Source organism: Halomonas sp. ND22Bw (assembly GCF_003011945.1).
In the GTDB taxonomy this organism is placed as follows: domain Bacteria; phylum Pseudomonadota; class Gammaproteobacteria; order Pseudomonadales; family Halomonadaceae; genus Halomonas; species Halomonas halophila.
Genome location: NZ_PXWD01000006.1, coordinates 116,817 through 135,582, shown reverse-complemented (window position 1 = coordinate 135,582; position 18,766 = coordinate 116,817). Strand labels below are relative to the sequence as shown.

General features: G+C 67.2%; 14 protein-coding genes and 1 tRNA gene. 13 read left to right on the top strand and 2 right to left on the bottom strand.

Annotated features, from left to right (window positions below; all coding sequences use genetic code 11):
- The first annotated feature begins 2 nt into the window (after positions 1 to 2).
- The 5 genes from CVH10_RS09795 to CVH10_RS09775 all read left to right on the top strand — a co-directional run bounded on the left by CVH10_RS09795 (position 3) and on the right by CVH10_RS09775 (position 4,258).
- On the top strand, positions 3 to 293 hold the full coding sequence (locus CVH10_RS09795; protein ID WP_035593883.1) for a hypothetical protein: 291 nt from the start codon (positions 3 to 5) through the stop codon (positions 291 to 293).
- Between the two features lies 1 nt (position 294).
- The gene (locus tag CVH10_RS09790) at positions 295 to 1,140 is read left to right on the top strand and encodes a zonular occludens toxin domain-containing protein (RefSeq protein ID WP_106488550.1); all 846 of its coding nucleotides are present in this window, start codon (positions 295 to 297) and stop codon (positions 1,138 to 1,140) included.
- Positions 1,137 to 1,817: a TraX family protein gene (locus CVH10_RS09785; protein ID WP_106488549.1), complete on the top strand. Its 681-nt coding sequence runs from the start codon at positions 1,137 to 1,139 to the stop codon at positions 1,815 to 1,817. Before CVH10_RS09790 ends, CVH10_RS09785 begins: the two co-directional genes overlap by 4 nt.
- A 156-nt stretch (positions 1,818 to 1,973) precedes the next feature.
- A complete protein-coding gene (locus CVH10_RS09780) occupies positions 1,974 to 3,266 on the top strand; it encodes a hypothetical protein (RefSeq protein ID WP_106488548.1) in 1,293 nt (430 codons plus the stop codon).
- A complete protein-coding gene (locus CVH10_RS09775) occupies positions 3,263 to 4,258 on the top strand; it encodes a tyrosine-type recombinase/integrase (protein ID WP_106488547.1) in 996 nt (331 codons plus the stop codon). The genes CVH10_RS09780 and CVH10_RS09775 overlap by 4 nt, the downstream gene beginning before the upstream one ends.
- A gap of 416 nt (positions 4,259 to 4,674) precedes the next feature.
- Here the strand turns inward: CVH10_RS09775 and CVH10_RS09770 are convergent.
- A tRNA-Ile gene (locus CVH10_RS09770) sits at positions 4,675 to 4,751 on the bottom strand.
- A 363-nt stretch (positions 4,752 to 5,114) separates the two neighbouring features.
- Between CVH10_RS09770 and CVH10_RS09765 the strand changes: the two genes are divergently transcribed.
- The 8 genes from CVH10_RS09765 to CVH10_RS09730 all read left to right on the top strand — a co-directional run bounded on the left by CVH10_RS09765 (position 5,115) and on the right by CVH10_RS09730 (position 16,371).
- Complete coding sequence (locus CVH10_RS09765) at positions 5,115 to 6,674, top strand: aspartate aminotransferase family protein (protein ID WP_106488546.1); 1,560 nt, start codon at positions 5,115 to 5,117, stop codon at positions 6,672 to 6,674.
- 18 nt (positions 6,675 to 6,692) lie between these two features.
- Positions 6,693 to 8,021, top strand: a complete 1,329-nt coding sequence (locus CVH10_RS09760; RefSeq protein WP_106488545.1) for a lysine N(6)-hydroxylase/L-ornithine N(5)-oxygenase family protein — start codon at positions 6,693 to 6,695, stop codon at positions 8,019 to 8,021.
- Positions 8,018 to 9,202: an MFS transporter gene (locus CVH10_RS09755; RefSeq protein WP_106488544.1), complete on the top strand. Its 1,185-nt coding sequence runs from the start codon at positions 8,018 to 8,020 to the stop codon at positions 9,200 to 9,202. The genes CVH10_RS09760 and CVH10_RS09755 overlap by 4 nt, the downstream gene beginning before the upstream one ends.
- A 3-nt stretch (positions 9,203 to 9,205) precedes the next feature.
- Positions 9,206 to 11,698: a GNAT family N-acetyltransferase gene (locus CVH10_RS09750; protein ID WP_106488543.1), complete on the top strand. Its 2,493-nt coding sequence runs from the start codon at positions 9,206 to 9,208 to the stop codon at positions 11,696 to 11,698.
- A 151-nt stretch (positions 11,699 to 11,849) separates the two neighbouring features.
- On the top strand, positions 11,850 to 12,386 hold the full coding sequence (locus CVH10_RS09745) for an RNA polymerase sigma factor (protein WP_106488542.1): 537 nt from the start codon (positions 11,850 to 11,852) through the stop codon (positions 12,384 to 12,386).
- Between the two features lie 70 nt (positions 12,387 to 12,456).
- Entirely contained in the window at positions 12,457 to 13,233 is a 777-nt protein-coding gene (gene fhuF, locus CVH10_RS09740; protein ID WP_106488541.1) for a siderophore-iron reductase FhuF, read from the top strand.
- Positions 13,230 to 14,168 (top strand): AraC family transcriptional regulator, encoded by a 939-nt coding sequence (locus CVH10_RS09735; protein WP_106488540.1) that lies wholly within the window; start codon positions 13,230 to 13,232, stop codon positions 14,166 to 14,168. The genes fhuF and CVH10_RS09735 overlap by 4 nt, the downstream gene beginning before the upstream one ends.
- A gap of 106 nt (positions 14,169 to 14,274) precedes the next feature.
- Positions 14,275 to 16,371, top strand: coding sequence for a TonB-dependent siderophore receptor (locus CVH10_RS09730; RefSeq protein ID WP_106488539.1), 2,097 nt, complete (start codon positions 14,275 to 14,277; stop codon positions 16,369 to 16,371).
- Positions 16,372 to 16,523: 152 nt separating this feature from the next.
- Here CVH10_RS09730 and CVH10_RS09725 read toward each other — a convergent pair whose 3' ends face one another.
- Positions 16,524 to 18,641, bottom strand: coding sequence for a TonB-dependent siderophore receptor (locus CVH10_RS09725; RefSeq protein ID WP_369335767.1), 2,118 nt, complete (start codon positions 18,639 to 18,641; stop codon positions 16,524 to 16,526).
- Positions 18,642 to 18,766: the final 125 nt, after the last annotated feature.

Sequence of the window (18,766 nt, the reverse complement as noted above, 5' to 3'; positions counted from 1 at the left end):
TCATGCCCGCCATCATCGTCAGCATCCTGTCCGGCTTCGCCACCTATCTGGTCAGCTCGCTGATCGCCCGCGTCGCCGGCCTCGTCGTCTTCACCACCATCGGCACCGCCCTCATCAACGGCCTGCTGTCCCAGGCCTCGTCCTACCTCGGCCAGTCCGGCCAGGTGCTGTGGTTCGTCCAGCTCGCCGGCTTCAACGTCGGCCTCTCGTCCATCGGCGCCGCGCTGATGCTCCGCGCGACCATGAACGCCTGGAGCCTCAAGCCCAGCGCCGCCATCACCGGAGGCAAGTGACATGTCCCTGCACCTGATCACCGCCGTACCCGGCGCCGGCAAGACACTGCGCGCCATCTGGATGACGCTCAAGCTCATGGACGAGCACCCCGACCGCCCGGTGTTCTCCAACATCAACGGCTGGAATCGGGCCGCCCCGATCCCCGACGAATGGATGGACTGCCCCGACGGCTCGGTCATCGTCCTGGACGAGTGCCAGCAACGATGGCGCCGCTACCGCAACACCGGCACACCGCCCGCCGAGATCGCCGAACTGGAAACCCACCGCCATCGCGGCATCGACTTCATCCTCACCTGCCAGAACCCGTCCCAGGTCACCAGCGATGTCCGCGCCCTGGTCGAAGTCCACGAGCACCTGATGCGGCGCGGCAAGATGGGCGGCGCCCTGGTCTACCGCTTCGAGGGCGTGTGTCACACCAACCCCATGGCCCACAAGGGCGACGCCGACTGTGAAGTGTCGGTCTGGAAGCACCCCAAGGAGGTCTTCGCCGAATACACCTCGGCGTCGATCCACACCGGCACCCGCCGCCTGCCGCGCATCCTGATCATTGCCCCCTTCGTGTTCCTCGGCTCCGCCGGCGCCGTGGTCTATGCCGCCAACTCGGTGACGGGCTTCCTGGGCGTCGACGGTCAAGCGGAGCCCGAGGACACCGCGCCTGCCGAATCGCCCGTTTCGACCGCCCCCGTCGCGCCACCGGACACGGTCACCGCCTATGGCGGCTTGCGACAGGACGACTACTGCCAGCTCTACGACCAGGACGGGAAGCCGATCCGCACCACCACCCCCGACTGCCTCAACGCCATGGAACTGGGTCTGCCGTACGACGTGGAGGTGCTGAAGCTATGAACACCACCGCCATCGCCGCCCCGGCTGCCGCCGCCCGCGTCATCCCTGGCTGGCTGCCGCTCGTCCAGGGCATCGCCATCGTCACCATGGCCATCGACCACGTCAGCCTGTGGCTCCCGGCCGGCGACGTCTCCCCGATCCTGCGCGTTACCCTGGGCCGGGTCGCCCTGCCGCTGTTCTGTTTCATGGTCGCGTGGCACGCCCTGCACACGGCCGACGCGCGCCGCTACGCCGACCGAATACTCACCATCGCATTGCTCGCCCAACTGCCGTTCATGGCCCTGCATGGCCAGCCCCTGGGCAACATCTGCTTCACGCTCGCGGCCGCCGCCTACCTCGCCGCCTATCACCGGCACCGTGACCCATGGGCATTACTGATTGGCGCCGCGCTGGCGATCGCCACGTTCCACGTCGAATACGGCCCGCTCGCCCTGGGGCTGATCCTCGCCTTCATGCTGGCCATCCGCCATCCGATCACCTGGATCGTCCCGCTGATCGGCTGGCCGCTGGCCCAGTACGGCTTGAGCCTGTCCGGCGTCTCGGCGTTCCTGGGCGTGTGTCTGCTGCTCGCCCTCGTAAGCACTCACGTACCGCCGATTCACCTGCCGCGCTGGCTTACGCGCTGGTTCTACCCGGCGCACCTGGGGGGCATATGGCTACTCCGGTGGCTGGCGTGATTCCCGGGCCGAGCGTGCGCCGCGGGAGAGGACGCTTGCGCCCGCATCCCCGCGCCGCACGCGCGGCCCGGCGAGACCACCCCTGTAACACGTCTCGCAGAATGACACCGAAGCGTGTCGAAACCTGCCAATAACGACTAATAGGTGGTTTTCAAAATGGAACGTTGGGAACGCTACTCGAGGGAATCGCTGGCGATGGGGCAGCAGGACGCCACGGGCTCCCTGCTGATCAGCGGAAAGGGACAGGTGAACCTCAGCCAGGTCCACCTCCTTCACGCAGGCGTCGACACGGTTCGACAGCTCTACCGGGGGCTGCCCTATCTGCCCCAGTTCGACAAGATCATCTCCGTCTATCAGGAGGGACGCGGGGCCACCATCGACCTCTGGGGCCACACCTGGGCCATCGGGGCCGGTGCGTCCGGCTCGGGCTTCCGCTACCGCCTGCAGAACAACGACCTCGGCGTGATCGTGTTCTTCCAGGCCCGGCACGTGAAGACCGAGAACATCGGCACGCACCTCAAGATCGAGCTATCGCCCCACTACCTGCACGAACGCAGCCCCGAGGACGCGCAGAAATTCATGGATCTGATCGCGTTCGGCCTACTCGATCATGTCGAATCGGCCGGCTGCGCCGTTCATCTCGCCCTGGACGTCCAGGGATGGGAACCGCCCAAGGACTTCATGGAGCGCTTCGTCACCCGCTCGAAGAAGGTCATGAAGATCGACGGTATCGACACCCTGAGCTTCGATCACGGCAACATCGCCACCAGCTACGGCCGGACTGAAACGCTCATGTTCGGCACTGCCGGGGCGCTCCAGTGCGCGATCTACAACAAGACCAGGGAAGCTCACCACCGCGACAAGCTGCACTTCTGGCAAGGGATCTGGCGCAACGCCACCGACGACGACCTCGCCCCGGTCTACGACCCCGAGCGCGACGTCTGGCGCATCGAGATGCGCTTTCATCAGTCGGTGCTGGCCGAGTTCGCCCGCGGGATCCCGTGCAACGTCGACACCGGCGAGGTCCTGGACGAGGCCCACGGCTTCCAGCGTTTCACCGACACCGTGCCCCACCTCACCGGGATCTGGCGCAGCGCCTTGCAGAGCTACCGCCTGGATCACTCCCGCGACCTGATCGACCCCGCATGGCAGTGCTTCCAGGACGACCCGCGCTTCTACGCCCATGAACCCGCGTTCATGTACAAGCGCGCCCGCAAGGAACCCGGGCTGGGCAACGAGAAGAACGTCTGCCTCGCCTTCGGCAACCTGATCTCCATCTACGCCCGCCAGGGCTACACCACCCGTCAGGCCATCGAATACCTCAAGGACTCCGGCATGTGGCAGGACCTCGAGCACTACTACCGCCGTCGCGGCATCCAGGCCGGTGCCTTCCGGCAGCTGGTCGAACAGAAGCTCATCGAGAGACGATTGCTAGGGAGGGCGGCATGAGCATCAAGAAAGTCCCCACCGGCTGGCAGGTCGACGTGTGGCCCGAGGGTCGCTACGGCAAGCGTGTGCGGAAGATCCTCAAGTCGAAGGGCGAAGCCAAGCGCTTCGAGGACTACGTGAAGGGAAAAGCGGCCATGGGCGAGCCCTACATGCCGCCTAAACGGGATCGCCGCCGGCTCCTGGATCTCGTCCAATACTGGTACGACATGCACGGCTCCACCCTGCGCGACACTCACTCGCGGCTGAACAAGCTGCGTCAGCTCGCCGACCAGATGGGCAACCCCATCGCCAGCAGCATCACCCCCTCCGACGCCGCCAGATTCCGCCAACAGCGCCTGGAACAAGGGCTATCGCCGAACACCGTCAACCATGACATCAGCTACCTGCGGGCCGTGTTCAACTACGCAATCCGCATGGACGAGTGGAAAGGCGATAACCCCTTCGCCAAGCTCAAGGCCCTGCGGATTCCCGAGCGCGCCCCGTCATACCTGACGCCGGAACAGATCGACGCACTCTTTCACGAACTACGCCAGTCCCGGAACCCTCACGTGGTGTTGATCGCCTCCATCTGTCTGACCACCGGCGCCCGCTGGAGCGAAGCCCAGACCCTCCGAGTCGAGTACGTCCGGCAGCAGCGCATCACCTTCGCCAACACCAAAAATGGCCGAACCAGGACAGTGCCTGTCAGCCAGGATCTCTACCAGAAGCTCCTCGAGCATGGCCCTAAAATGGGAAGGCTTTTCGCCAAGGACGCCTACCTGGCTTTCACTCGCGCCTTGGATCGCAGCGGCATCGAGCTACCCCGTGGCCAGCGAACCCACGTCCTGCGGCACACCTTCGCAAGCCATTTCATGATGAACGGCGGCAACCTGCTCACGCTACAGAAGATCCTGGGCCACCAGTCGATCCAGATGACCATGCGCTATGCGCACCTGTCACCGGATCATCTCAGCGAAGCAGTCAGATACGGTCCTGCGGCACCCGGTCTGTGAGTTGATGGGCATCTTCTTGCCCTTCTCCATTCCTTGCCTGGTAAAGCTCGGAGATAGTTCCGCATGAGAGGCATGTGACCCGATAGAGCGTTCCCGAAAGCTGTGCGACCTGAAAAGCGTTCCAGTCTTTGCCCTGGTCCAGCAGAATCTCCGTGCTCCCACAGCTACAGAGCATGATCCATCCGCCATGGATGGGTTCTGGCTCAATTGTAATGGTAGTCATCTGCCCCTCCCCGTAATGGCTTCAAGCTACTCGGGAGGTGGCTATTCGGATGTAAGAGATCGACCACATCGGCTGTAAGCCAAGCGAACATTGCGGCGGGAATGCCGGAAAAGCGAGCTGTAGACAGTATGTAGACAGTTGCGGCAGGAAGCTGCGTAAGGAGGGCAGAAAACGTGCGTAATTATCTGTTTTCTGGTGGGCCCGCCCGGACTTGAACCGGAAACCAAAGAATTATGAGTTCTCTGCTCTAACCAATTGAGCTACAGGCCCTTACAGCGGCTGCGTATGATAGCGAAAGCCGCTGGCCGAGGCCAGAGGCATCGCCGCTACCCCCAGCACCTCTTGCCCCTTCCTCTCGCTAACTCCCTGACAGACCGCGCTCTTCACGCAGCAAGCGGTGCTCCTGCTGCCTTCAGCCTGCGCCACTCCCTCGCCGCAGCGTGACGGCGTCCCCCGGTCGTCAGAAATAATGTCGTCGTCGCGGTTCAGTTCTGCGCCTCGCCTGCGTCAGCCCTCCTGCACACGCCAAATAATGATAAAGATTTTTATTCGCAAGGGAGCATCGTCTCGTGCTCGCGAGGCATCAGGCGCCGGGCCATGTGGGCCCGGCCAGGCAGAAAGAACGAGGTGCCCATGACATCACGGATTGAAGCGCCCGGGCCGCGGCTCGGTACCGAGCCCGCCCCGCTGGCATCCCATCAGCTGTTCAACTCCCGGCACGCCGAGGCCTACTGGCAGCAGGCGACCCGCTGCATCGACCTGGTGCGGCGCAAGGTCGCCGAGGTCGAGCGGCCCTTCACCGGCGCCCGGCCCGAGGAGCTGCGCGGCCGCTTCGAGGCCATCGATCTCGACGCGCCGCTCGGCGAGCTGCGCCCGGCCCTGGAGGAGCTGGAGCACGTCTATCTGGACGACGCCGTCTACTTCCATCATCCGCGCTACGTGGCCCACCTGAACTGCCCCGTGGTGCTGCCGGGCGTGCTCGCCGAGGCGATCCTGGCGCCGATCAACTCCTCGCTGGACACCTGGGACCAGAGCGCCGGCGGCACCTTCATCGAGCAGTCGCTGATCGACTGGACGGCCGAGCGCATCGGCCTGGGCCAGGACGCCGACGGCGTATTCACCAGCGGCGGTACCCAGTCGAACCTGATGGCGCTGATGATCGCCCGCGACCATCACGGCGCCCGCCAGGACCGCCCCGGCGGCAACAAGCAGCAGGGCCTGCCGGCGGACCATCAGCGGCTGCGCATCCTCGGCTCCGAGCTCAGCCACTTCAGCCTGCAGAAGTCGGCGGCGATCCTCGGGCTCGGCTACCAGGCGGTGATGCCGGTGGCCACCGACGCGGACTACCGCATGGACCCGCAGGCGCTCAAGGCGCGCCTCGAGGAGTGCATCGCCCTGGACCTGATCCCGATCGCGGTAGTGGCCACCGCCGGTACCACCGACTTCGGCAGCATCGACCCGCTCGAGGAGATCGCCGCGCTGTGCCGCGAGCACGGTATCTGGCTGCACGTCGACGCCGCCTATGGCGGAGGCCTGCTGTGCTCGCGCCGCGAGCGCCACCGCCTGGCCGGCATCGAGCACGCCGACTCGGTCACCGTCGACTACCACAAGACCTTCTTCCAGCCGGTGAGCTGCAGCGCCTTCCTGGTGCGCCGCGGCTGCGACCTGCGCCACGTCACCCATCACGCCGACTACCTGAACCCCGAGAGCCAGGCGCTGGCCGGCACCCCGGACCAGGTCAACAAGAGCCTGCAGACCACCAAGCGCTTCGACGCCCTCAAGCTGTGGATGACGCTGCGCATCATGGGCGCCGACGCCCTGGGCGAGATGCTCGAGCGGGTCATGGACCTGGCCGGCGAGGCCCACGCGCGGCTGTCCGCCCGGCCGGACATCGAGGTGCTGCTCGACCCGCCGCTCAGCACCCTGGTGTTCCGCTACCGGCCCGAGGACATCGACCTGGACGATGCGTCGCTGGACGCCCTCAACGCCAACGTGCGTACCGCGCTGTCGCGCCACGGCGAGGGAGTGATCGCCGCCACCCGGGTCAATGGCCGTCGCTACCTGAAGTTCACCCTGCTCAACCCGGAGACCCGCGTCGACGACCTCACCGCCATCGTCGAGCGCATCGTCGCCCACGGCCGTGCCTGGTGCGACGGCGCCGCCACCTCCCCGGCGCATGCCGCCGCCTCCTGACACTCGCGAGATTGCCCCATGACCCAGCACGTTCACGACTTCATCGCCGTCGGCCTCGGGCCCTTCAACCTCGGGCTGGCCTGCCTGACCGACCCCATCGAGGAGCTCGACGGCCTGTTCCTCGAACGCCGCGACGGCTTTGACTGGCACCCCGGCATGCTGCTGGAGGATGCCACCCTGCAGACGCCCTTCCTCGCCGACCTGGTGACCATGGCCGACCCCACCAGCCGCTTCAGCGTGCTCAACTACCTGAAGCAGCAGGGCCGGCTCTACAACTTCTACATCCGCGAGAGCTTCTTCCTGCTGCGCAACGAGTACAACCGCTACTGCCAGTGGGCGGTGGCACAGCTCGACAGCGTGCGCTTCTCCACCGAGGTGGAGCGGGTGGAGTTCGAGGACGCCAGCGGCCTCTACCGCGTAAGCTGCCGCGACACCGGGAACGGCGAGGCCCGCGAGTACCTGGCCCGCCACCTGGTGCTCGGCACCGGCACCACGCCATGGCTGCCCGAGGGCTGCCGCGACGTCGAGCCACGCCCGGTGCACTCCGGCGAGTACCTCGCGCACAAGGCCGAGCTGCAGCGCCAGCCGGCGATCACCGTGGTCGGCAGCGGCCAGAGCGCGGCCGAGATCTACCGCGACCTGCTCGCCGACATCGACCGCTTCGGCTACCGGCTCGACTGGATCACCCGCTCGCCGCGCTTCTTCCCGCTGGAATACACCAAGCTGACCCTGGAGATGACCTCGCCGGACTACATCGACTACTTCCACGGCCTGCCGGAAGAGACGCGCAACGTGCTGACGCAGGAGCAGAAGGGCCTCTACAAGGGCATCAACGAGGACCTGATCAACGACATCTACGACCTGCGCTACGCCAAGGAGCTGATCGGCGAGGTGCGCTCGGAGCTGTTCACCAACGCCCGCCTCGAGACCTGCCGTTTCGATGCCGAGCGCGGCGAGTACGACCTGACCCTGTGGCACACCGAGCAGCAGCGCCACTATCGCCATCGCACCCAGGCGCTGGTCATGGCCACCGGCTACCGCTACCACATGCCGGACTTCCTGGCACCGATCGCCTCGCGCATCGCCTTCGACGAGGCGGGGCGCTTCGCGGTGGGCCGCTTCTACGACATCGACGGCGGCAAGGGCCAGCTGTTCGTGCAGAACGCCGAGCTGCACACCCATAGCCTGGCGGCGCCGGACCTGGGCATGGGCCCCTATCGCAACGCCTGCCTGATCCGCGCCATGACCGGGAAAGAGATCTACCCGGTGGAGCGACGCATCGCCTATCAGCGCTTCGGCGCGCCCGACGAGGCGGTCTTCGAACCCGAGCGCACGGAGCCGGCATGACCCCGACGCCCTGGCTGGTGGCGGTGACCGCGGTGGCGGTGATCAGCGATGCCATGCTGCTGCCCTTCTACCCGCAGTTCTTCGCCGCGCGCTTCGGCGTGACGGACCCGTCCCACGTCGGCACCTACCTGGCGATGAGCTGCCTGGTGGTACTGGTGGCGCTGCCCGGCTGGGCGCGCCTGGCGCGCCGGGTCGGCACCCTGCCGCTGCTGCTGGTCACCCAGCTGGTGGCGGGCGGGCTCAGCCTCTCCTGCGCCGTGGTCACCTCGCTGCCGTGGTTCTGGGGCCTGTCGCTGGCGATGCTGGTGGCCAAGGCCAGCTACCTGCTGGTCTACCCCTACCTGATGCACTTCGAACCCCAGGATCGCCACGCGACCCTGATCGGCACTCTCTCGGTGGTAGTGCACGCCGGCGGCATCCTCGGCGCTATGGTCGGCGGCCTGGTGCTGGAGCACTGGGCCGCGGCCCAGGTGTTCCGCGTGATGGCGGTGGGCGACGCCCTGCAGGTCGCGGTCTGCGCCTGGCTGATCCGCCGCGGCCGCGCGCCTCACTCTACACCCCATGCGGCCCCCGCCACCGAGCGGGCGCCGGCCTCCAGCGGCGCCATCCTGCGCCTGGGCCTGGTGATGCTGCTATTCACCTTCAGCGCCTACCTAGCGCGGCCGTTCTTCGCCCGCTACTGGGAGCTGGCCTCCGGGCTGCCCGGCGAGGTGCTGGCGGGCGCGGTGTTCGCCATTCCCGGCGCCGTGGCGGTGGCCCTGCTGGCGCTCGACCTGCTCGCGCGCCGCCCCGCCGGCCAGGCCATCCTGCTGCCGCTGGCCATCGGTCTCGTCGGCCTGCTGCTGCAGGCCAGCGGCGAGGTCACCGCCATCCTGGCCGGCCGGGTGCTGTTCGGCTGGGCGCTGTTCCGCATTACCGTGCGCCTGGAGCTGCGCCTGTTCCAGCTCAGTACGCCCGACCGCTACGCCAGCGACTTCAGCAAGGTCCACGTCTTCCAGGGCCTCGGCGTGCTCGTCGCCTCCTGGGGCGCCGGCCGCCTGGTCGAGGCCTTCGGGCTGACCGCCCCCTTCCTCATCGCCGCGACGGGCCTGGCGCTGTGCGCCCTGGCCTACCGGCGGCTGCTGGTCGGCGCCGAGACGCGCCCGGCCGCGCCATCCGATTCCGTTTCTGCAAGGACCTGATCCATGACCCTGTTCCAACCGACGCCGACCACGAAACCCCTCTTTTCGCGCCACGCCCAGGGGCTCGGCACCTTCTCGCTGCGCCCGCTACACCTGCCCGAGGACGTGGCGCTGATCCACGAGTGGGTCACCGCGCCACGCGCCCGCTTCTGGGGCATGCAGGGCCACTCGCCCGAGCGCGTGCAGGCCTTCTATCGTGAGCTCCAGGAGAGCGAGCACGCCCAGGGCTACCTGGGGCTGTTCGACGGCCGGCCGGCCTTCCTGGTCGAATGCTACGACCCGCGCCACGACCCCATCGGCCGCCACTATGACGTCGCCGAGGGCGACCGCGGCATGCACTTCCTGGTGGCCCCGGCCGAGTCGCCGCTGTCCGGCTTCAGCACCCAGGTGATCACCGCCATCCTGGCCTTCATGTTCGAGGATCCGGCGACTCGTCGCATCGTGGTGGAGCCGGACGTCAATAACCGCCAGATTCATCCGCTCAACCGTCGGGTCGGCTTCGTCTACGACCGCGAGGTCGAGCTCGAGGACAAGACCGCCCACCTGGCCTTCTGCGATCGCCAGGGCTTCGCCGCGGCGGTGAGCCGGCAGAGCCCGCGCCTGGATCCGGCCCTCGCCACCGATCCGGCCCGTACCGCCGGCCACCTGCGCCCCGAGCTCTGGGCCCGGGCCAACCGCTGGCTGATCCGCAAGGCGATCGCCGAGTTCGGCCACGAGCGGCTGCTGGCCCCCGAGGCCGTGAACGCCGACACGACAGGCGACGACGAGGCCGCCGACTATCGGCTGAGCGCCCCCGAGGGCGGCATCGAGTACCGCTTCCGCGCCCGGCGCCGGGCGCTGGATCACTGGGCGATCGAGCTCGACTCGCTGGAGAAGCGCGTCGACGGCGCCCCCGCCGAGCTCGACGCCCAGCAGTTCATCCTCGAGTTCCGCGGCCCGCTCGGCATCGGCGAGGCGATGCTGCCGCTCTATCTGGAGGAAGTGGCGAGCACCCTGTTCGGCGGCGCCTACAAGCTCGACGACACCCGCCCGGACGCCGCCGGCCTGGTCGACGCCGACTTCCAGACCCTGGAGGCCGCCATGACCGAGGGCCATCCGGTGTTCGTGGCCAACAACGGCCGCATGGGCTTCGACGCCGTGGACTATCACGCCTATGCCCCGGAGGCCGCCGCGCCGATCACCCTGGTGTGGCTCGCCGTGCACCGCGAGGACGCCCACTACAGCGCCATCGAGGGGCTCGACTACGAGGCCCTGCTGCGTGACGAACTCGGCGAGGCGACGCTGGGCGACTTCCACCGCCGCCTCGAGGAACGCGGGCTCGATCCCGCCGACTACCTGCTGATGCCGGCGCATCCCTGGCAGTGGTTCCACAAGCTGGCCATCACCTTCGCCGGCGAGGTGGCCCGCCGCCGCATCGTCTGCCTGGGCTACGGCAGCGACCAGTACCGCGCCCAGCAGTCGATCCGCACCTGGTTCAATACCAGCCAGCCGAGCCGGCGCTACGTGAAGACCGCGCTGTCGATCCTCAACATGGGCTTCATGCGCGGCCTCTCGCCGAGCTACATGCGCGCCACGCCGGCGATCAACGACTGGATCAAGCGCCTGGTCGACGGCGACCCGGAACTGCGTGCCCAGGGCTTCACGGTGCTGCGCGAGGAGGCCGCCATCGGCGTTCGCCGCGACGCCGTCGAGCCGGCCTTCGACACCTACAGCGCCTACAAGAAGATGCTCGCCTGCCTGTGGCGCGAGAGCCCGGTGCACTATCAGCAGAACGGCCAACGGCTGATGACCATGGCCGCCCTGCTCCACGTCGACGGCGACGAGCGGGCGCTGCTGCCGCGGTTGATCGCACGCTCGGGCCTCGCCACCGAGGACTGGCTGTCGCGCTACCTGCGGGCCTACTTCCGCCCGCTGCTGCACTGCTTCTTCGCCTACGACCTGGTGTTCATGCCCCACGGCGAGAACCTGATCCTGCAGCTCGAGGACGGCGTGCCGGTACGCGCGATCATGAAGGACATCGCCGAAGAGATCGGCATCATGAACGTCGAGGCCGAGCTGCCCGAGGCCATCGCCCGCATCGCCGTGGACGTGCCGGAGCCGCTCAAGGTGCTGTCGATCTTCACCGACGTCTTCGACTGCTTCCTGCGCTTCATGTCGTCGATCCTCGTCGAACAGGGCGACATCACCGAGTCGCGCTTCTGGGCGCTGGTGGCCGACTGCGTGATCGACTACCAGCGGGACCATCCCGAGTTCGCCGACAAGTTCGCCCGTCACGACCTGTTCGCCCCGGAGTTCACCCGCTCCTGCCTGAACCGGCTTCAGCTCAACAACCACCAGCAGATGATCGACCTGGCCGATCCGGCCAAGAACCTGCAGTTCGCCGGTACCCTCGACAACCCGATCGCCCCCTACCGCCCCGCCGCCACGGCGCGTGAGGAAGATCGTGAGGGAAGTCGTGAGAGAGCCCGTGAGGAGACCGAGGCCACGCCGAGCTGATCGCTCGGTATCGCCGCGCATCATGCTCGGCCTGACGTCAGCGAGCACACGCTTCGCCCAGGACCCTCGTTCCTGGGCGATTATATTTGATAATAATAATCATTATTGAATAGAATCGCCGTTCCGGCACAACGTACGGAGCGTTCCACGAATGGATTCCCCGACCCTCGACACCCTGTTCCGCGCCCACGCCCGGGACATCACCGCCTTTCTCAGACACCAGCTGCCCTGCCCCGACCTGGCCGACGATCTGTGTCAGGAGGTGTTCCTGCGCCTCGGCCGGCAGCAACTCGACGCCAACGCGTCCGACACGCGACTGGAACAGCCCCGTGCCTACCTGTTCCGCATCGCCCGCAACCTGCTCATCGACCATCATCGCCGCCGCCAGGCACGCCCCGGCGACCGGCCGACGGAGGACGATGACATCGCGTGTCTGGCCTGCCCCCATGCCGCCAGCTATTCGGACCCCGAGGCCGCCGCCGAGCGCCGGCTGTGCCGTCGCGGCCTCGAGCGCGCCATGGCGGGCCTGCCACCGCACCTGCGCCAGGCACTGGTCTGGCATCGACTGGAAGGGCTTTCCCAGGCCGAGATCGGCCGTCGCCTCGGCGTCTCGGAGCGCATGGCAGGGCGCTACGTCAGACAAGCCATCTCGCACTGTCGCGACCGGCTGACCGCGCCGGCGATCTGACAGTGCGTCACTTTGATAACGATTCCCATTTGATCTACCATGCCCGAACGCTTCTTCCGGTGAATGCGCCATGACCCTCGCGCTGTCGCAGCTTTATCTCGGCCCCCTCGACTTCCTGACGCCGCCTCGCGTCGAGGCCACTCCCGGCGCGGACACCCTCCCCGCACATCGCCTTCTCGACCCAGCCAGGCTGGAGGCGCTGTTCACGCGCTTCGGCGCCCAGTACGGCCACGGCGACCGCCGGGCGGTGGCCTCGCTGTGGTCCAAGTGGCACTTCGCCGGCCTGGCCGCCCATGGCCTGGCGGCCAACCTGCTGCTGGAACGCGACCTGCCCCTGGGGATCGACACGCTGCATGTGATCCAGACGGACGAGGGACAGACCGCCGGCTTCAGCCTGCGCCATGCCGGCCGCCCGCTCGGTGATCTCGACGGGCTGTCGCGCTTCGCCACCCTGGTCGACGACCACCTGGCGCCGCTGATCGAGGCGCTGGCCTCGATCAGCGGCGCCTCGCCCAAGGTGTTCTGGAGCAATGCCGGCAACTACATCGAACACTTCACCAACGCCCTCGCCGACCATCCCATGGCCTCCGCGGGGACGGTCGAGCCCGCCCGAGCCCTGATCACGAGCCGCCAGCTGCCCGATGGGCGCCGCAACCCGCTTTACCAGCCGGTGCGCTATGTCGAGCCCGCCACCCCTGAAGCCCCGAGCCGCGTCCGGCGACAGTGCTGCATCCGCTATCTGATCGACGAGCTCGGCTACTGCGCCAACTGCCCGCTGGAATGCCGGCGCCAGGGCAAGGCGTCCAAGGCGAAGAAGGCAACGACACTCGAACGGGCGGCTTCGTGAGCACGGCGGCCGGCGTGCGCCAGCACTCCGCCCGCGACCTGCAGGCCTACGGGCGGCGCTACGGCATCGACTACCGGGTGCCGGCGCTCGCCTCCCGCGAGGAAGAACCGGTGGTGCGCGGCGAGGTACGCGAGCTGTCGCTGGGCCAGGGCATGGAGCTGGTGGCCTCCGACGTGGAGGTGCTGCACCGCTACGACTCTCACTCCCATGCGCCCTCACCGCTGTCGATCGTGGTGATGCTGGAAGGCTGCGCCGACGTCAGCCTCGAGGGACGCACCCTGACGCTGACCCCGGGCATGGCGCTGAGCCTGCGCCTCGATGCGCGCCACGGCCTGCGGGCCACCCAGCCCGCCGGCCAGCGCCTGCGTGCGCTGACATTGAGCCTCAGCGAGACACGGCTGGCCGAACTGGGCCCGGCGCAGCCCGGCCACGACGGCTCGCGGATGCACGCCTGGCGACCGCCGAGCTCGCTGCTGCAGGGGCTCGAGCAGGCGCTCACCACGCCACTGCCCGCCCCGGCCCAGCGGCTGCTGTTCGAGGGCCTGGGGCTGCAGCTGGTGGCCTTCGGCCTGCCGCAGGACACGCTCGATGACGCGAATGCATCACGCCTGCCGCCACGGGAACAGCGGCGCCTCGAACGGGTACGCGCCGCCCTGGAAGACGATCCCGCGGCAGAGCACAGCCTGAGCGCCCTGGCCGAGCTCGCCGCCATGAGCCCCGCCAGCCTGCGCCGCAAGTTCCGCGCGGCCTTCGGCATGAGCGTCTTCGACTACCTGCGCGACTGCCGTCTGGGTCTCGCCCACGACTACCTGAGCCGCGGCTTCAGCGTGCAGCAGGCCGCCCATTTCTGCGGCTACCGCCACGCCACCAACTTCGCCACCGCCTTCCGCCGTCGCTACGGCGTCCCGCCGAGTTCCCTGACGAACGCCACCTGAGCGCTGCGCATAGATGAGTGAGCGCGGCGCATACCTCAGCCGGCGATACAAAAAGCAATAATTCTCATTAATCAATGAGTCAAATCATCGTCACAGGAACTTCTGCATGCCGACCCCACGTCCCTTGGCACTGGCCATCGCCCTCGCCGCCGCCGGCGTCGCTCTCTCCGCCCAGGCCCAGAACGCGTCTCAGAACACCGAGACTCTCTCCACCGTGACCGTCACCGGTCAGGCGGCCACCAAGACGGAGACACCGATCAACGAGACCCCTCAGGCAATCTCGGTGATCGAGCGGGAAGAATGGGAGGAACGGGGCGCCGGAACGGTACAGCGAGCCCTGAACTACACGCCGGGGGTCTACGCCAACCAGGTCGGCGCCTCCAACCGCTACGACTACATCGTGCTGCGAGGCTTCTCCGACGGCAGCCTGAGCAACACCTTCCTCGACGGCCTCAAGCTGATGGGAGACGCCAACTCCTACAGCTCGCTGGTCATCGATCCGTACTTCCTCGAGAGCATCGAAGTGGTCAAGGGGCCGGCCTCGGTGCTCTACGGCCGCGCCTCCCCCGGCGGTCTGGTGTCGATGACCAGCAAGCGCCCGGAGTTCGAGCGCTCGGGCCAGATCCAGCTCGGTATCGGCAACAACGCCCAGCGCAGCGCCGCCTTCGACCTCACCGGCCCGCTGGACGACGAGCGCCGGGTCGCCTATCGCGTCACCGGCCTGGCCGAGAGCGCCGATACCCAGTTCGACCACGTGGAAGAGGAGCGCTATGCCATCGCGCCCCAGCTGACCTGGGACATCACCGACGACACCAGCCTGACCCTGCATGCCTACCTGCAGAAGGATCCGGAGGGCGGCTATCACTCCGGGGTACCCTATGAAGGCTCGGTGGACAGCCGCAATGGCCGCCACATCGACAACACTTTCTTCGATGGCGAGGAAGACTACGACACGTTCGAGCGCACCCAGCGCCTGTTCGGCTACGACCTGGAACACCGCTTCAACGATGCCTGGACGGGTCGCCAGAAGCTGCTCTACCTCAATACCGACGTGACCCTCGATCAGGTCTACGGCTTCGGCTGGGCCAACGACACCGAACTCAACCGCTACTACTCCGGCGGCGAGGAGTCCATGGAAGCCTGGACCTTCGACAACCAGCTCGAGGCACAGCTGAGCAGCGGTGCCGTGGACCACACCCTGCTGGTCGGCGCCGACTACCAGCAGCGCGAGAACGATATCAGCTGGCCGTCCGGCGCCTTCCCGACCCTCGATGCCTTTCATCCCGAATACGGTGCCGAACCCACGGCGATGTACGCTGCCACCGAGGAACAGCACGACCTTCGCCAGACCGGCGTCTACGTCCAGGACCAGATGGCCCTCGGCAACTGGCGCCTCGCCCTCGGCGGCCGCTACGACTGGGTCGACATCGAGAACGAGAGCGAGACCGCCGGTACGACCAGCGAGCTGAACGATACCCAGTTCAGCGGCCGCGCCGGCCTGCTGTACCTGTTCGACAACGGTGTGTCACCCTACGTCAGCTATTCCACGGCCTTCACGCCGACCAGCTTCGTCGACGCCAGCGGCGACCTGCTCGAGCCGATGGAAGGCGAACAGCTCGAGGCCGGCCTGAAGTACCAGCCCAACGGCACCCGGGACCAGTACAGCCTGGCGCTGTTCCATATCGAGCAGGAAAACGTCGCCACCAAGGAGCAGCCCACCGATCCGTATCGCGCCATCGGCGAGATCGAATCCCAGGGCGTCGAGCTCGAGGCACGCACCCAGCTGACCGACAGCCTGCGCCTGCAGGCCGGCTACAGCTTCACCGACATCACCTACGCCAAGAGCGATGTCGAAGGTGAAGAAGGCAATCGCGCCATCTATGCACCGCGCCACATCGCCTCCGTATGGGGTTCCTATGCGGTCCAGGACGGCGCCCTCGAAGGTCTCGGCGCCGGCCTCGGCGTGCGCTATCACGCCGACATCCAGGCCGACCGGGCCAACACCGAGCAGGTGCCGGACTACACCCTGGTCGACGCCGCGCTCAGCTACGACCTCGGCCAGCTCGGCCTGGACGGCGTCAACGCCCGCCTCAACGTCAACAACCTGCTCGACAAGGACTACGTGGCCTCCTGCAACTCCCTGCAGTACTGCTACTTCGGCGCCGAGCGCAGCGTGAAGGCGACCGTCAGCTACGACTTCTGATCCGCCACCGCCATCGGCAAGACGACACCGGCGGCCCGAGGGCCGCCGGTGTTCTTGTTTCCTGCCTCGCCATTGCCCGGGCCACCCAGACGCAAAGGGCCCATTCCGTCAGCGGGATGGGCCCTGTTCGCTCAGCTCGGTCGTCGACCGATTCAGTAACGCCAGGTCAGGTTGGCCATCACGTGGCGCGACGCGCCGTAGTAGCCCTGATCCCACTTCAGGCTGGTCAAGTACTTCTCGTCGGTGACGTTATTGACGTTCAGCGAGCCGGTCAGGCTGTCGCTGAAGTCGTAGCTCGCCATCAGGTCGACCAGCGCATAGGCCTCCTGACGGGTCCTGCCATCGGCGCTGTCGCGTTCGCGTTCGATATCGTCCTGCCAGCGCAGCCGGGCGCCGACCTTCAGGGATTCCAGGGACGCCGGCCGATAGCTGGTGGCGACCTTCACCATGTTGCGCGGAATATAGGTATTGGTGGCCTCGCCGTCGGCGTCCTCGATCTCCAGGTAGGTGTAGCCGGCGCTGGCCTGCCAGCCCGGCGCGAGCTCGCCGGCCAGGGTGACCTCCACGCCCTCGCTGGTGATGCCATCGGCCGCCCGATAGACATCCCGCCCGTTCACCTGGCCGTCAGGCTGGGCGACATTGTCCTGTTCGGTGCGGAACACGGCGAGTGACGCATCGGCACCCCCGTCGAAGACATCCGCCTTGAGCCCCAGCTCGTAGCTGCTGCCCTCGATGGGGTCGAGATATTGTCCACCGCGGTCCATCTCGGTCTGGGGATTGAAGATCTCGGTATAGCTGGCATACAGCGAGGCCTGATCGGTGAGGTCATAGATCAGGCCGGCATAGGGCGTCAGCTCGTTGTCGAGGGTGGTGTCCTGAGAGCTGCCGTACTGCTCGCCCACGGTATCCAGCCAGCTCATCCGCGCGCCCACCACGGCGGTCCAGCGATCGGCCAGGTCCAGCTTGCCGGCGCCGTAGAGGCTGTGCTCCTTGATGGTGGCATCGTTGGCGAAGTCGGGATCGCCGAACTCGGGCTCCGGATAGTCGCCGTCCCAGTCGTCCAGGGGCGGCAGGTCCTCGGACGCGGCCGCGTAGAGCGAGCTCTGCTGGTTGCGGCTCTGACTCCAGTCCGAGCCCAGCACCAGCTGATGGGTGCGCCCGAACGCCTCGACATCACCCTTGGCATGCACGTCCGCCACCCACTGCTCCAGGTGCCGATCGTACTTGCTCAGATAGAAGCTGTTGGGAATCCGCCCCGTGTCGGCATCCGGCACGCTGCCGATGTAGAACAGCTCGGTGTCGGAGACCATGTCCAGATGGGTCACCGTGCCCTTGAGCGACCAGTCGTCGGAGAGCCGCTGGGTCAGCTCGACGAAGCTGCGCTGGGTCTCGCCGTTCCAGTAGGACCAGTCGGGCGCCGACGAGGTCGAGCGATCATAGTCGGTGGGGTTGCCGGCCGAGTCGTAGAGCGGCAGCGCCCCCCACATGTTGCTGTCGGTATCGTTGCGCTGCCAGGTATGCCCCAGCGCCAGCTGGGTGCTGTCGGTGAGGTCGGCTTCCAGCACGCCATAGAGCACGCCGCGCTCTCGATGCAGTCGATCCAGGTAGGCGTCGGCATCCAGCCCCGCGGCCACCAGGCGGCCACGCACCCGGCCCTCGTCGTCCAGGGGCCCGGAGACGTCCACCGCCAGGCGACGATGCTCGTGGCTGCCAAGCGTGCCGCTGACGGAGGCCTGCGGCGTCGCGGTGGGCCGCTTGCGGACGAAGTTGACGGTGGCCGCCGGGTTGCCGGAGCCGGACATCAGGCCGGTGGCACCGCGCACCACCTCGACCCGGTCATAGACGGCGGTATCGATGTCACCATGCACGTTGTTGTAGGGCATGGGCAGGCGCAGGCCATCGACCTGCAGGTTGGAAATCTCGAAACCGCGGGACGAATAGTACGTGCGGTCCGTCTCGACTCGCTCCACCGTGACGCCCGGCGCACTCTCCAGGGCATCATTGATGGTGTCGAGGTTGAAGTCCTCGAGCTGGGCACGGGTGACCACCGAGACGGATTGCGGCGTCTCGCGGGGCGTCAGGTCGAGCTTGGTCGCCGTACTGGTGCGGGAAACGCGGTAGTCGTCGCTGCCCTCGGTCATCAGCGACAGCGCCTCGGCCTCGACGGTCACCGTCTCGAGGGCCTCAGCGGACTCGGCCTCGTCGGCCAGCAGCGCGGGGGAGATCAGCGCCAGTGAACCGGCGGTGGCCAGACCGAGAGCACGGCGCACGGCACGGGTCACCGGGTGGAGTCCGATCGGGCGGGATGCAGGATGGGACATGGAGTGAACAAGCCTCTGGGTTATTGTGTTGTGCGGGAATGCGCATGGTAATGACTCGTATTATTCGTGGCAAT

What these genes read in the sequence shown, in the direction of transcription:
- fhuF (WP_106488541.1), top strand. Translation starts at nt 12,457, where the DNA reads ATGACCCTCGCGCTGTCGCAGCTTTATCTCGGCCCCCTCGACTTCCTG.
- CVH10_RS09790 (WP_106488550.1), top strand. Translation starts at nt 295, where the DNA reads ATGTCCCTGCACCTGATCACCGCCGTACCCGGCGCCGGCAAGACACTG.
- CVH10_RS09795 (WP_035593883.1), top strand. Translation starts at nt 3, where the DNA reads ATGCCCGCCATCATCGTCAGCATCCTGTCCGGCTTCGCCACCTATCTG.
- CVH10_RS09755 (WP_106488544.1), top strand. Translation starts at nt 8,018, where the DNA reads ATGACCCCGACGCCCTGGCTGGTGGCGGTGACCGCGGTGGCGGTGATC.
- CVH10_RS09730 (WP_106488539.1), top strand. Translation starts at nt 14,275, where the DNA reads ATGCCGACCCCACGTCCCTTGGCACTGGCCATCGCCCTCGCCGCCGCC.
- CVH10_RS09775 (WP_106488547.1), top strand. Translation starts at nt 3,263, where the DNA reads ATGAGCATCAAGAAAGTCCCCACCGGCTGGCAGGTCGACGTGTGGCCC.
- CVH10_RS09750 (WP_106488543.1), top strand. Translation starts at nt 9,206, where the DNA reads ATGACCCTGTTCCAACCGACGCCGACCACGAAACCCCTCTTTTCGCGC.
- CVH10_RS09780 (WP_106488548.1), top strand. Translation starts at nt 1,974, where the DNA reads ATGGAACGTTGGGAACGCTACTCGAGGGAATCGCTGGCGATGGGGCAG.
- CVH10_RS09785 (WP_106488549.1), top strand. Translation starts at nt 1,137, where the DNA reads ATGAACACCACCGCCATCGCCGCCCCGGCTGCCGCCGCCCGCGTCATC.
- CVH10_RS09745 (WP_106488542.1), top strand. Translation starts at nt 11,850, where the DNA reads ATGGATTCCCCGACCCTCGACACCCTGTTCCGCGCCCACGCCCGGGAC.
- CVH10_RS09760 (WP_106488545.1), top strand. Translation starts at nt 6,693, where the DNA reads ATGACCCAGCACGTTCACGACTTCATCGCCGTCGGCCTCGGGCCCTTC.
- CVH10_RS09765 (WP_106488546.1), top strand. Translation starts at nt 5,115, where the DNA reads ATGACATCACGGATTGAAGCGCCCGGGCCGCGGCTCGGTACCGAGCCC.